General features: G+C 58.5%; 13 protein-coding genes. 9 read left to right on the top strand and 4 right to left on the bottom strand.

The window, feature by feature from the left end; all coding sequences use genetic code 11:
- Positions 1–13 precede the first annotated feature (13 nt).
- The 3 genes from GQX66_RS01730 to GQX66_RS01720 form a co-directional block, all read right to left on the bottom strand.
- Positions 14–286: a TfoX/Sxy family protein gene (locus GQX66_RS01730; RefSeq protein WP_003228231.1), complete on the bottom strand. Its 273-nt coding sequence runs from the start codon at positions 284–286 to the stop codon at positions 14–16.
- 220 nt (positions 287–506) lie between these two features.
- Positions 507–851, bottom strand: a complete 345-nt coding sequence (locus GQX66_RS01725; protein ID WP_007959639.1) for a pentapeptide repeat-containing protein — start codon at positions 849–851, stop codon at positions 507–509.
- A gap of 91 nt (positions 852–942) precedes the next feature.
- Positions 943–2,499, bottom strand: a complete 1,557-nt coding sequence (locus tag GQX66_RS01720) for an AAA family ATPase (RefSeq protein WP_240865724.1) — start codon at positions 2,497–2,499, stop codon at positions 943–945.
- Between the two features lie 118 nt (positions 2,500–2,617).
- Here GQX66_RS01720 and mrcB point away from each other — a divergent pair, with 118 nt between their 5' ends.
- From mrcB to GQX66_RS01705, 3 genes are read left to right on the top strand one after another with little or no spacing between them, the layout of a single operon-like run.
- Positions 2,618–4,942 carry a penicillin-binding protein 1B gene (gene mrcB, locus GQX66_RS01715; RefSeq protein WP_134021098.1) on the top strand — a complete coding sequence of 775 codons (2,325 nt, stop codon included), beginning with the start codon at positions 2,618–2,620 and terminating at the stop codon, positions 4,940–4,942.
- 16 nt (positions 4,943–4,958) lie between these two features.
- Positions 4,959–5,705, top strand: coding sequence for a hypothetical protein (locus GQX66_RS01710; protein WP_134021101.1), 747 nt, complete (start codon positions 4,959–4,961; stop codon positions 5,703–5,705).
- Entirely contained in the window at positions 5,705–6,040 is a 336-nt protein-coding gene (locus tag GQX66_RS01705; protein ID WP_064599443.1) for a YqcC family protein, read from the top strand. The genes GQX66_RS01710 and GQX66_RS01705 overlap by 1 nt, the downstream gene beginning before the upstream one ends.
- 18 nt (positions 6,041–6,058) lie before the next feature.
- On the opposite strand, the gene GQX66_RS01700 is transcribed toward GQX66_RS01705, so the two are convergent.
- A complete protein-coding gene (locus tag GQX66_RS01700; RefSeq protein WP_085747757.1) occupies positions 6,059–6,475 on the bottom strand; it encodes a DUF4124 domain-containing protein in 417 nt (138 codons plus the stop codon).
- A gap of 400 nt (positions 6,476–6,875) precedes the next feature.
- On the opposite strand from GQX66_RS01700, the gene GQX66_RS01695 reads away from it, so the two are divergent.
- The 6 genes from GQX66_RS01695 to msrQ all read left to right on the top strand — a co-directional run bounded on the left by GQX66_RS01695 (position 6,876) and on the right by msrQ (position 12,864).
- Positions 6,876–8,600, top strand: a complete 1,725-nt coding sequence (locus tag GQX66_RS01695; protein WP_085608788.1) for an acetolactate synthase 3 large subunit — start codon at positions 6,876–6,878, stop codon at positions 8,598–8,600.
- A gap of 2 nt (positions 8,601–8,602) precedes the next feature.
- The gene (gene ilvN, locus GQX66_RS01690) at positions 8,603–9,094 is read left to right on the top strand and encodes an acetolactate synthase small subunit (protein WP_003176102.1); all 492 of its coding nucleotides are present in this window, start codon (positions 8,603–8,605) and stop codon (positions 9,092–9,094) included.
- Positions 9,095–9,142: 48 nt separating this feature from the next.
- Positions 9,143–10,159 carry a ketol-acid reductoisomerase gene (gene ilvC / locus GQX66_RS01685; RefSeq protein WP_007959661.1) on the top strand — a complete coding sequence of 339 codons (1,017 nt, stop codon included), beginning with the start codon at positions 9,143–9,145 and terminating at the stop codon, positions 10,157–10,159.
- A 148-nt stretch (positions 10,160–10,307) separates the two neighbouring features.
- Positions 10,308–11,165: a CDP-diacylglycerol--serine O-phosphatidyltransferase gene (pssA, locus tag GQX66_RS01680; protein WP_007959662.1), complete on the top strand. Its 858-nt coding sequence runs from the start codon at positions 10,308–10,310 to the stop codon at positions 11,163–11,165.
- 62 nt (positions 11,166–11,227) lie between these two features.
- Complete coding sequence (gene msrP, locus GQX66_RS01675; protein ID WP_134021104.1) at positions 11,228–12,241, top strand: protein-methionine-sulfoxide reductase catalytic subunit MsrP; 1,014 nt, start codon at positions 11,228–11,230, stop codon at positions 12,239–12,241.
- Complete coding sequence (gene msrQ, locus GQX66_RS01670; protein WP_007959665.1) at positions 12,241–12,864, top strand: protein-methionine-sulfoxide reductase heme-binding subunit MsrQ; 624 nt, start codon at positions 12,241–12,243, stop codon at positions 12,862–12,864. Before msrP ends, msrQ begins: the two co-directional genes overlap by 1 nt.
- The last annotated feature ends 221 nt before the right edge of the window (positions 12,865–13,085 follow it).

Here is a 13,085-nt window from a genome sequence, read left to right as displayed (position 1 = left end):
CGGTCGGTACCCGTTAGTTCTTGTGGCGAGAGGAAATGGCTTCCAGCTGCTTGTTCAGCGCGTCCTTGCGTTCGGCGGGAATGTCGTTCCAGTGCACGTCCATCAGCGCCCCTTCGATCGCGTACAACAACACCTTCGACGCCCGAAACCCGCGAGTGCGCACGGCCCGGTAGGCATCCACCGCACCGAGGCGACGCAAGTCCGAGGCGCTATGGATGCCCACGGCATGCAGCCATTGCGCCGACGTCTTGCCAAGATTCTTCAGGTGTTGCAGTTCATCATTCATCAAGCCTCCTTGCGACGGCCGAATGGTGCGTGGGCGAGCTTCTCAGGAGTGTAGCCATCAGTAGGAAAAGCGTGGTTGTTTGGTCGGATTCGACGCAAACGCTTCTAAGAAACGTCAGCTTCCGCTGATGAATCAGGATGGGGAGGGCGAGGGAGAATTACCAATAGCACGCAGTCCAGCGCAAAGCGGGGGCGCTGGACGAGTTTGGGTGGTGCGAGGCTCAGCGGGTGCGATAACGCAGGCGCGTACCGAAATTCATCGACATCAGGATTTCGTCGGCACTCAGCTCTGGCGGGAAGTAGGCCCCGGAGATCTGCGCGTGGGCCAGGCTCGCGCCTTCCAGCGAGGCGTTGCGAAAGTCGATGCCGCGCAGGTCGGCGGAGCGGAAGTAGGCGTCCCGGAAATCCACGCCATCGGCGTTCAGTTCACGCAGGTCCAGGCCGCGAAAATCACCACCAACCATGTCGATCGGACCGTCTTTCGGGCGCTCATTGTTGAAACCTGTGATGTCGTCTTTGTGCAGCAAGGCATAAAGCGGGGTGTCGAGTAGTTTTGGCTGGCTCATGTCAAATCACCTGTTGGTTTTATGACGCCAGTATAGTGCCACTATTTGACGGCCGTGAGGCAAGCGAGGGCTTCACGGCCGAAATAGTTTCTTACAGGCCGGGCAGGCGCTGGCGAATCTGCGCCACGACGGTGTCCAGGGTCCCGGATTCATTGGTCTGCACGCGTTTGCTGCGCAGAATTTCTTCCGGGGTCAGGGCTTCGCGGTTGGCTTGTTGAGCTTCGATCACGGCGAGGGTCGCGTCGGACGGATCTTTTTTGTCTGCCTGACGAATCGCCAGCCAGCTCTCGATCACTGCCTGCGGAGCGTTGCAGTCAAGGATCAGGAAAGGCGTGCCAGTGGCTTCAGCGACTTTGGCGGCGTTGTCGCGTTGTTCGCGCTTGAGGTAAGTGGCATCGATCACCACCGGGAAACCGGCGTGCAAAATCACTTCGGCAATTTCATGCAGACGCGCATAGGTTGCAGTGCTGGCGTCGGTGCTGTAGATCCCGGCCTGAACATCATTGGCAACGGTTTGCTCACCGAACAGGCGCTTGCGCTCGACATCGGAACGCAGGCGGATCGCGCCCAGTGCTTCGACCAGACGCATGGCCACGTGGCTTTTGCCTACAGCGGACACGCCGTGGGTAATCGCCATGAAGCGCGAAGGAATGGTGCTGTAGCTTTCCGCCAGGTTGGCGTAGTTGCGGTACTGGCGCAGGGTGGTGGCACGCTGCACCGGAGTGGCATCGGCCGGCATGCTGAACAGTGCGACTTTCGCACGTACCAAGGCGCGGTAAGCCTTGTAGAAGTTCAGTACTTCCAGGCCTTGGTAGTCGCCGGTCAGTTCCAGGTACTGGCTGATGAAGCGACGGGCCAGGGATTTCAGGCCACGGTCTTCCAGGTCCATTGCCAGGAAGCCGGTGTCGGCCCAGACGTCGGTGAAACGGAACGGTTCGTTGAATTCGATGCAGTCGAAGATCACGACTTTGCCGTCGATCAGCGTGGCGTTGCCCAGGTGAATGTCACCGTGGCATTCGCGAGTGAAGCCGTCCGCCTTGCGCTGGGCGAACAGCGGTTTCAGGCGATCGAAGCTGCTTTCGGCCCACGCTTGCAGGGCGTCGAGTTGCAGAAGATCGTTCTTGTCGCTGAGGAATGGCAGGATCTGTTCGAAATTCTGGCGCACCGGCGCCATTACGCTTTCAGGCGTGCCGGCATCGTGTTCCGCCGGGACTTTCGGCGCGTTGAGGTGGAAGCGGGCGATCTGTTCGGCCATTGCGTCGACGTGCGCGGTGGTCAGCTCGCCGTTGGCTTGCAGGGTGCTGAGCAGGCCGCTCTGCGGGAACTGGCGCATTTTCAGCAAGTATTCGATGGCCGGGCCTTCGCCGCCCAGTTGCGGAGCTTCCGCACTGCCGGTTACGGGAATCACTTCCAGATACAAATCTTCGGTCAGGCGCTGGTTCAGGCGCAGCTCTTCACCGCAGAAGTGTTCACGGGAATCAAGGCCGGTGAAATCGAGGAAGCCGAAATTCACCGGCTTCTTCACTTTATAAGCGTAGGGACCGGTGAGCAGTACCCACGAGATATGGGTTTCGATGACCTGGAACCCTTCGACGGGATGCGGGTAGAGGGCCGGGTTTTGCAGGGCAACGATCAGGGACTGGCTCACGGACGATCCTTCAGAGACTGGGAGAAATTCAAGGCGCTCATTATGGCCGCTCGCCAGCCCGACGCAAACCTCGGAGCGCTCCTGTTGAGTATGAATAAAGTGCGTATAATCCGCCGCCATGACTCGTACTCGATCCCCCCGTACCCCTAAAAAACCAGCTTCCCGGGGCCTGCGCCCATGGTTGGGCTGGGCCCTTAAACTCAGTCTGGTCGGCCTTGTGGTGCTGGCCGGCTTCGCCGTTTACCTCGATGCCGTGGTGCAGGAGAAGTTCTCCGGCAAGCGCTGGACCATCCCGGCCAAGGTTTACGCGCGCCCGCTCGAGCTGTTCGTCGGACAAAAGCTGAGCAAGGACGATTTCCTCACCGAACTCGATGCCCTGGGCTATCGCCGCGAAGCCGTGAGCAACGGTCCCGGCGCGGCGGCGGTCAATGGCAATACGGTTGATCTGAATACCCGTGGCTTCCAGTTCTATGAAGGCCTCGAGAAACCGCAGCCGGTGCGCGTGCGTTTCTCCGGCGATTACGTGGCCGAACTCTCGGCGACCAACGGTTCGAAGCTCTCCGTGGTACGCCTGGAGCCGCTGATGATCGGCGGTATCTACCCGAAAAACCTTGAAGACCGGATTCTGATCAAGCTCGATCAGGTGCCGCCGTATCTGCTGGAAACCCTGGTCGCCGTGGAAGACCGGGATTTCTACAGCCACTGGGGCGTGTCGCCGAAATCGATCGCCCGTGCAGTCTGGGTCAACACCTCGGGCGGCAAGATGACTCAGGGCGGCAGTACGCTGACCCAGCAACTGGTCAAAAACTTCTACCTCACCAACGAACGCAGTCTGACCCGCAAGCTCACCGAAGCGATGATGGCGATGCTGCTCGAGCTGCATTACGACAAAAAGGAAATCCTTGAGGCGTACCTCAACGAAGTCTTTGTCGGTCAGGATGGTCAGCGGGCGGTGCACGGTTTCGGTCTGGCGAGCCAGTTCTTCTTCGCTCAGCCTTTGTCCGAGCTGAAACTGCATCAGGTCGCGCTGTTGGTCGGCATGGTCAAAGGTCCGTCCTATTACAACCCGCGTCGCAACCCGGAGCGTGCGCTGGAACGACGCAATCTGGTGCTCGACGTGCTGGAGCAGCAGGGCGTCGCTTCTGCCGAACAAGTCGCCGCTGCGAAGAAAATGCCGTTGGGCGTGACCACACGCGGCAAGCTGGCCGACAGCTCGTTCCCGGGCTTCATCGATCTGGTCAAACGCCAGTTGCGTGAAGACTATCGCGACGAAGACTTGACCGAAGAAGGCCTGCGGATCTTCACCAGTTTCGATCCGATCCTGCAGATGAAAGCCGAAGCGTCGGTCAACGACACCTTCAAGCGTCTGTCCGGCCGTAAAGGTTCCGACGACGTGGAAGCGGCGATGGTCGTAACCAACCCGGAAACCGGTGAGGTCCAGGCCATGATCGGCAGCCGTCAGGCGAGTTTTGCCGGGTTCAACCGCGCGCTGGATGCGGTGCGGCCGATCGGCTCGCTGATCAAACCGGCGGTTTATCTGACGGCACTGGAGAAACCAAGCCAGTACACGCTGACCAGTTGGCTGTCGGACGACCCGCTTTCGATCAAAGGCGCAGACGGACAGGTCTGGAAACCGCAGAACTATGATCGTCGCTCCCACGGCACAGTGTTCCTATATCAGGGGCTGGCGCATTCCTACAACCTCTCGACCTCGCGTCTCGGTCTGGCGGTCGGTGTTCCGAATGTCCTCAAGACGCTCGCGCGACTGGGCGTAACCCGCGAGTTTCCGGCGTTCCCGTCGATGCTGCTCGGTGCTGGCGGCATGACCCCGATCGAAGTCGCGACCATGTACCAGACCCTGGCCAACGGTGGCTTCAACACGCCGATGCGCGGGATCCGCAGCGTGCTGACTGCCGATGGCGAGCCGCTCAAGCGTTATCCGTTCCAGATCGAGCAGCGTTTCGATCCGGCCTCGATCTACCTGATCCAGAACGCCATGCAGCGGGTCATGCGTGAAGGTACCGGCAGTTCGGTTTATAACGTGTTGCCAAGAACCCTGACACTGGCGGGCAAGACCGGTACCAGTAACGATTCGCGCGACAGCTGGTTCGCCGGTTTCAGCCAGGATCTGCTGGCGGTGGTCTGGCTCGGCCGTGACGACAACGGCAAGACGCCGTTCACTGGGGCCACAGGTGCGTTGCAGGTCTGGACCAGTTTCATGCGCAAGGCCGATCCGCTGCCGCTGGACATGCCGCAGCCGGACAACGTGGTGCAGGCCTGGGTCGATTCGCGTACCGGCCAGGGCTCCGATGCCAGCTGTCCGGGCGCCGTGCAGATGCCGTATATTCGCGGCAGCGAACCGCCACCCGGCGCCTCCTGCGCGGGCGAAAGCCCGGCCTCGGGCGAGTCGGTGATGGATTGGGTCAAGGGCTGGATGAATTAAGCAAAGAGGGTTTCAAGTGAACAAGTGGTTGATTCCAGCGGTGACCGCCGTGGCTTTGCTCAGCGGCTGCTCCACCGTACAGCGTGGTTCGATCCCGGTTGTGGATTCCGGCACCGCCGTGTCCAACAGCGAGCGTATTTCGGCCAATGGCGGTTTCCGTCAAACGACGGTGAAACGTCCTGCACAAGCCCAGACTCAGGCGATCCCGCAAGGCGATACCGGTGTGGTAGTGATGGTGCCGGGCGGCGCAGCGGCTTCGGCGCCGATCAGCACTTCGCCGATCGTTCCGGGCCCGGCGTCTGGCGGCATCACTTCAGGGCCGTATAACCCTTCGCCGGTCGAGTCGGCGCCGATCAGCTCCGGCAGCTACAGCATGCCTTCGACGCCGAGCGGCATTCCTTCGGCCAGCAGCGGTGGCGGTCTGTCTGCTGATGAGCAGTTGGACGGGCCGGTTCTCGCCCTGTTGACCACTGCGCAACAACAGCAGGCCGGTGGCGACCTCAACGGCGCGTCTTCCAGTCTGGAGCGCGCCCAGCGTGTAGCGCCACGCGAGCCGCAAGTGCTTTACCGTCTGGCGCAGGTGCGCATGGCCCAGGGCGATGCGCCGCAAGCCGAGCAGACCGCTCGCCGTGCGTTGACCATGGCCAATGGTCGTCCGGACTTGCAGGCCAGTCTGTGGGAATTGATCGCTCAGGCACGTGAGAAGCAAGGTGATTCCGCCGGCGCCACTCTGGCCCGTCAGAAGGCCAAGGTTTCGCTGTGATGGACAGTCGTTTCTCCAAAGTCGCCGATCAACTGCTGTTGATCGAGCGTGAACTGCGCGCCCAGGGCTGGTGGGATGACGTCCAGCCCTCGGTCGAAGCCCTGAGCAGTGTCGAGCCGTTTTCGGTCGACACCCTCGATTTCGAGCAGTGGCTGCAATGGATCTTCCTGCCGCGGATGAAGATGATCCTCGAACAGGATCTGCCATTGCCCAATGCCTCGGGCATTCAGGAAATGGCCGAGATGGTTTTTGCCCAGCGCAATCTGCAGGGCAAGGATCGGCAGCTTCAGGTATTGCTCAAAGAGTTCGACCTGCTGATCACCGCTTCGCGCTGAACCGAAAACTGCCAGTGGTTACTGGCAGTTTTCCGCAATCTGTTTTTGTGCCTCCGCAGTACGTTGCTGGCGCTGTTCGTCGCTCAGCCGCCGCAATTCTCCCTCCACTTCCTCCCTCAAGCGCGGATTGTTCTGCAGTTGCGCGAGATTCGTGCGTGCCTGTTCGCAAAATGCCTTGAGCTGATTCTGTTGCTCGGCCACTTGCTTTTTTACCTTGTCATCGATGGCTTTCTGATCGCCCAGCGCGCCGCTGCCAGGTAATGCGGCAGGTATTGGTGCTGGAGATGAGGGCGTCTTCACGGCGGTGGATGACTGCCCTTGTGGTGGCTGTTGATCAAAATGGGTGACGCCTTGGGCATCGACCCATTTGTAGATCTGACCGGCCATACACCAGGGGCTGGCGCCGATTAGCAGAGTTAATAGAAGCGTTCGCATGCTGATTCCTTGGCAAAACTGCGCAATTGAAGCTAACAGAGTAGCGGTTTCCAGGTTTTTTCTTGCGTTCTCATGTGCTTACCCACAATTAAGCACATAGACGGCTTGACTTGGAGAGGGCGAAACAGAAGAATCCAAAGTCCGCTGTACAGGGACTGCCAGAAGCAGACCCTCTCGGCAGATCATGAGGCGCATATCCGCGTCGACCTGTTACACCCGCAACGCGTTACCTCGCGCTGGGTGGGAAAGGCCCGCAACACTTGGGACGATCCCAATACTTGCTCAGTCAGTGCTGACGTAGTCGGCGACCACCGTCGCTCATGCTCTGCCGAGAAGTAAACCTATTAAGACCCGTTCGCTTTTTTGTGGACGGTATTCTGGCGTTTTAGAGGTGAACAACGTGGAGCTTTTATCTGGCGGTGAGATGCTCGTCCGCTTTTTGCGTGACGAAGGCGTCAAATATATCTACGGGTACCCGGGTGGTGCTCTCCTTCATGTTTACGATGCCCTGTTCAAAGAACCGGAAGTGACCCACATCCTGGTTCGTCACGAACAAGCGGCTACCCATATGGCTGACGGCTACGCCCGTGCCACCGGTAAAGCCGGCGTGGTATTGGTGACTTCCGGTCCAGGCGCCACAAACGCCATCACCGGTATCGCCACTGCCTATATGGACTCGATTCCAATGGTGATCATTTCCGGTCAGGTGCCAAGCACCATGGTCGGCACCGACGCGTTCCAGGAAACCGACATGATCGGTATCTCCCGGCCGATCGTGAAGCACAGCTTCATGATCAAGCACGCTTCGGAAATCCCGGAAGTCATGAAGAAGGCCTTCTACCTGGCGCAATCCGGTCGTCCGGGCCCGGTCGTGGTCGATATCCCGAAAGACATGACCAACCCGGCCGAGAAGTTCGAATACATCTTCCCGAAGAAAGCCAAACTGCGTTCCTACAGCCCGGCCGTTCGCGGTCACTCCGGGCAAATCCGCAAGGCGGCAGAAATGCTCCTGGCGGCCAAGCGTCCCGTGCTGTACTCCGGCGGTGGCGTAATCCTCGGCAACGGCTCCGCGCCGCTGACCGAGCTGGCGCAAATGCTCAACCTGCCGGTTACCAACACCTTGATGGGCCTGGGTGGCTACCCTGGCACTGACCGTCAGTTCATCGGCATGCTCGGCATGCACGGCAGCTACACCGCGAACCTGGCGATGCACCATGCCGACGTGATCCTGGCGGTCGGCGCGCGTTTCGACGATCGAGTGATCAACGGCGCGCCGAAGTTCTGCCCGAACGCCAAGATCATTCACATCGACATCGACCCGGCTTCGATTTCCAAGACCATCAAGGCCGACGTGCCAATCGTTGGTCCGGTGGAGAGCGTCCTGACCGAAATGGTCGCGATCCTCAAGGAAATCGGCGAAACCCCGAACAAGGAAGCCGTTGCCAGCTGGTGGAAGCAGGTTGATGAATGGCGCGGTGATCGCGGCCTGTTCCCTTACGACAAGGGCGACGGCAGCAAGATCAAGCCGCAGACCGTGATCGAAACCCTGTGCGAAGTGACCAAGGGCGACGCCTTTGTGACCTCCGACGTGGGCCAGCATCAGATGTTTGCTGCGCAGTACTACAAGTTCAACAAGCCGAACCGCTGGATCAACTCCGGTGGCCTGGGCACGATGGGCTTCGGTCTGCCGGCCGCGATGGGTATCGCGCTGAGCTTCCCTGACACCGATGTTGCGTGTGTCACCGGTGAAGGCAGTATCCAGATGAACATCCAGGAATTGTCGACCTGCCTGCAATACGGTTTGCCGGTCAAGATCGTCATCCTGAACAACGGTGTTCTGGGCATGGTTCGTCAGTGGCAGGACATGAGTTACGGCAGCCGTCACTCGCACTCCTACATGGAATCCTTGCCTGATTTCGTCAAGCTGGCTGAAGCCTATGGCCACGTCGGCGTGCGCATCACCGAATCGAAAGATTTGAAGTCGAAGATGGAAGAGGCGTTCGCCATGAAAGATCGCCTGGTGGTGATCGACATTTCGGTCGACACCAGCGAGCACGTCTATCCGATGCAGATCAAAGACGGCTCCATGCGCGATATGTGGCTGAGCAAGACGGAGCGTACCTAATCATGCGGCACATTATTTCCTTGCTTCTGGAAAACGAACCCGGTGCTTTGTCTCGCGTAGTCGGCCTGTTCTCGCAGCGCAACTACAACATCGAAAGCCTGACCGTGGCGCCAACCGAAGACCCGACCCTGTCGCGTCTGACGCTGACCACAGTCGGCCACGATGAAGTCATCGAGCAGATCACCAAAAACCTGAACAAGCTGATCGAGGTGGTCAAGCTGGTGGACCTGTCGGAAAGTGCTCACATCGAGCGCGAACTGATGCTGGTCAAGGTCAAGGCCACTGGCGCCCAGCGCGCCGAGATCAAACGCACCACCGATATTTACCGTGGACAGATCGTCGACGTCAGCGCCAGCGTGTATACCGTTCAACTGACCGGTACCAGCGACAAGCTCGACAGCTTCATTCAGTCCATCGGCACCGCATCGATTCTGGAGACCGTCCGCAGTGGCGTCACCGGTATTGCCCGCGGCGACAAAGTACTCAGCATCTAAACCAAATTAGCGAATGGCCTGAACGGCCTGGATATAAAGGGGAAATTCATGAAAGTTTTCTACGATAAAGACTGCGACCTGTCGATCATCCAGGGCAAGAAAGTTGCCATCATCGGTTACGGCTCCCAAGGCCACGCCCAGGCGTGCAACCTGAAAGATTCCGGTGTCGACGTTACCGTCGGTCTGCGTAAAGGTTCGGCCACCGTTGCCAAGGCTGAAGCCCACGGCCTGAAAGTGACCGACGTGGCTGCCGCTGTTGCCGGCGCCGACCTGGTCATGATCCTGACCCCGGACGAGTTCCAGTCCCAGCTGTACAAGAACGAAATCGAGCCGAACATCAAGAAAGGCGCCACCCTGGCCTTCTCCCACGGTTTCGCGATTCACTACAACCAGGTTGTTCCACGTGCCGACCTCGACGTGATCATGATCGCGCCGAAAGCACCGGGCCACACCGTACGTTCCGAGTTCGTGAAAGGCGGCGGTATCCCTGACCTGATCGCGATCTACCAGGACGCCTCGGGCAACGCCAAGAACGTTGCACTGTCCTACGCCGCCGGCGTGGGTGGCGGTCGTACCGGCATTATCGAAACCACCTTCAAGGACGAGACCGAAACCGATCTGTTCGGCGAACAAGCCGTTCTGTGCGGCGGTACCGTTGAGCTGGTAAAAGCCGGTTTCGAAACCCTGGTTGAAGCTGGCTACGCGCCGGAAATGGCCTACTTCGAGTGTCTGCACGAACTGAAACTGATCGTTGACCTCATGTACGAAGGCGGTATCGCCAACATGAACTACTCGATCTCCAACAACGCTGAATACGGCGAGTACGTGACCGGTCCGGAAGTGATCAACGCCGAATCCCGTCAGGCCATGCGCAACGCCCTGAAACGTATTCAGGACGGCGAATACGCCAAAATGTTCATCAGCGAAGGCGCCACCGGCTACCCTTCAATGACCGCCAAGCGTCGTAACAACGCCGCTCACGGTATCGAAATCATCGGCGAGCAACTGCGCTCCATGATGCCGTGGATCGGTGCCAACAAGATCGTCGACAAAGCCAAAAACTAAGTCGTCGAACCTTGTATGAAAAAAACGCGGCCTCGGCCGCGTTTTTTCGTATGGGCGGGCGGTTCTGGTATAAAGCTGCATCGTTTGTGGCCGAACCGTCGTCCCAGACACCTGTCGAAAATGTCCAATCCGTTGCAAGGTACTGTCCATGAGCGAACGTCCCGAAGAGCCGAACCAGGCTTCCGACGCCGAAAGCCTGCTGCCCATCGATGAGCACATCGAAGAAGGGCATGACGCAGAAGGTCGTAAAGTCCGGCATCGTGGTATCTATCTTCTGCCGAATCTGTTCACCACTGCGAACCTGTTCGCAGGGTTCTATTCCATCATCAACTCGATGAGTGCCCAGGCTGCGCTGAGCGCCGGTGACTCGGCGAATGCGAGCAAGTACTTCGCTTTCGCGGCTATCGCGATCTTCGTCGCCATGGTACTCGACGGCCTTGATGGTCGTGTGGCGCGCATGACCAATACGCAGAGTGCGTTCGGTGCCGAGTACGACTCGCTGTCGGACATGGTCGCCTTTGGTGTCGCTCCGGCATTACTGGCATTCGGCTGGGCGCTGGGTGACATGGGCAAGGTCGGCTGGATGGTTGCCTTCATTTATGTGGCGGGTGCGGCGTTGCGTCTGGCGCGTTTCAACACTCAGGTGGGGACCGCCGACAAGCGCTACTTCATCGGTCTTGCCAGCCCGGCTGCTGCCGGCGTTGTTGCGGGGATTGTCTGGGCGTTCAGCGATTACGGGATCCAGGGTTCGAAGATGTCGTTCCTGGTCGCGCTGATGGTAGCGGCCGCCGGCATGCTGATGGTCAGTAACATCAAATACAACAGCTTCAAGGAGCTGGATCTGAAGGGGCGCGTGCCTTTCGTGGCGATTCTGGCGGTGGTGCTGGTGTTTGCCGTGGTGTTCAGCGATCCGCCTCGCATTCTGCTGCTGGTGTTCCTCGCTTATGCCGCGTCGGGCCCGGTGCAGTATCTGTTGCATCTTCGTCGTCACAAACACGCCGAGTGATGTAATTTCCCTCATACTCCGCAGTCTATGGTGCATCTGTCCTCCAAAGCTGCGGAGTTGCCATGCTGATCAAAGTCCCCAAAGCGTCCGACTGCCATGAGTCGGACGTCACGCCTGAATCCATTTATCTCTCTCGCCGTCAATTGCTCGGAGCAACCGCGGCCGGTTTGGCCATGAGCACTTTGCCGCGCTGGGCCAGTGCCGAAGAGGCTGCCCGCTATGCCGATGTCGAAGCCGGAAAGGCGCCCACCTGGTTTGCCGAGAAACTGCCTTCTGTCAAATGGGGTGCGGTGAACGTCAAGGATGATGCGATCACACCTTTCAAAGACGCGACCCATTACAACAACTTCTATGAGTTCGGTACTGACAAAGGTGACCCGGCAGCCAATGCCGGTTCGCTGAAAACCGAACCGTGGAGTGTTGTCGTGGACGGGGAGGTGGGTAAACCGGGGCGTTATGCTCTGGAAGACTTCATGAAGCCTTACCAGCTGGAAGAGCGTATTTATCGCCTGCGCTGTGTCGAGGCGTGGTCGATGGTGATTCCCTGGATCGGTTTTCCCATTTCGGCACTGTTGAAGCAGGTAGAACCTACTTCGAATGCCAAATACATTCGCTTCGAAACCTTACAGGATCCGAAGAGCATGCCCGGACAGCGTTCGGGATTCGCCCTGATCGACTGGCCCTATGTAGAAGGCTTGCGTCTGGATGAGGCGATGAATCCCTTGGCGATTCTGGCGGTGGGTATGTATGGCCGCGAATTGCCAAACCAGAACGGTGCGCCGTTGCGTCTGGTGGTGCCTTGGAAGTACGGATTCAAGAGCGTCAAATCCATCGTGCGGATCAGTCTGGTCAGCGAGCAGCCGAAGACGACGTGGCAGAGCATTGCGGCGGATGAGTACGGGTTCTATGCGAATGTGAACCCTACTGTCGACCACCCACGTTGGACTCAGGCTCGGGAGCGGCGACTGCCTAACAGTCTGTTCAAGCCGAATGTGCGTGATACGCAGATGTTCAACGGCTACTCGGATGAGGTCGCTTCTTTATATACAGGGCTGGATCTGCGGAAGAACTACTGATGCGATATCCGATCTGGCGTGTAGGCGTTTTCCTGGCTGCGGCGATCTGGCCGCTGTTGTGGTTCTATCAGGCTTTTGCGGATCTGCTTGGGCCAGATCCGGGGAAGGTTCTGGTTGATCGGCTGGGGCTTGGGACATTGGTATTGCTGTTGATCACCCTGAGTATGACGCCGCTGCAGAAACTTACGGGGTGGGCCGGGTGGATTGCTGTGCGCCGTCAGTTGGGGCTCTGGTGTTTTGCCTATGTGGTTCTGCATCTTTGCAGCTATATGGCGTTCATTCTCGGTTTCGACTGGTCGCAACTGGGTGTCGAGCTGCGCAAGCGTCCTTACATCATTGTGGGTGCTCTGGGTTTTCTGGGGTTGTTGGCATTGGCGATTACCTCCAACCGATACAGTCAGCGTCGTTTAGGTACCCGCTGGAAGAAATTGCACCGGCTGGTGTATGTGATTCTCGGGTTGGGATTGCTGCATATGTTGTGGATTGTCCGTGCTGATCTTAAGGAGTGGGCAATCTATGCCTTTATAGGTGTTTTCCTTTTGGCGTTGCGTATTCCTCCTTTGACCCGCCGGATCCCGCGTTTGATGGGTAAAAAGCAGGTTTTTCAGGAAAAGCGAAATTAAGGGTTGACGGCAGATTCTGAGTCTCTATAATTCGCCCCACTTCCGGCGCAGTCGAAACGGAAAACTCCTTGAGATTCAATGAGTTAGGTAGGTTTCGAAGGCGGGTCGCTTCAGTTCATCGAAGCCTGGAAGGAGTTGGAAATGCCGACTTGTTCGGCGCTTTCAACGGTTCGATCTTCTCGGTCGAAAGCGGAGAAAAAGAGGTGTTGACAGCAGCGTGT

This window comes from Pseudomonas sp. B707 (assembly GCF_022496685.1).
In the GTDB taxonomy this organism is placed as follows: Bacteria; Pseudomonadota; Gammaproteobacteria; order Pseudomonadales; family Pseudomonadaceae; genus Aquipseudomonas; species Aquipseudomonas paraglycinae.
Note: the sequence above shows the minus strand (reverse complement) of the source record. Positions and strands in the feature narration are given on the sequence as shown.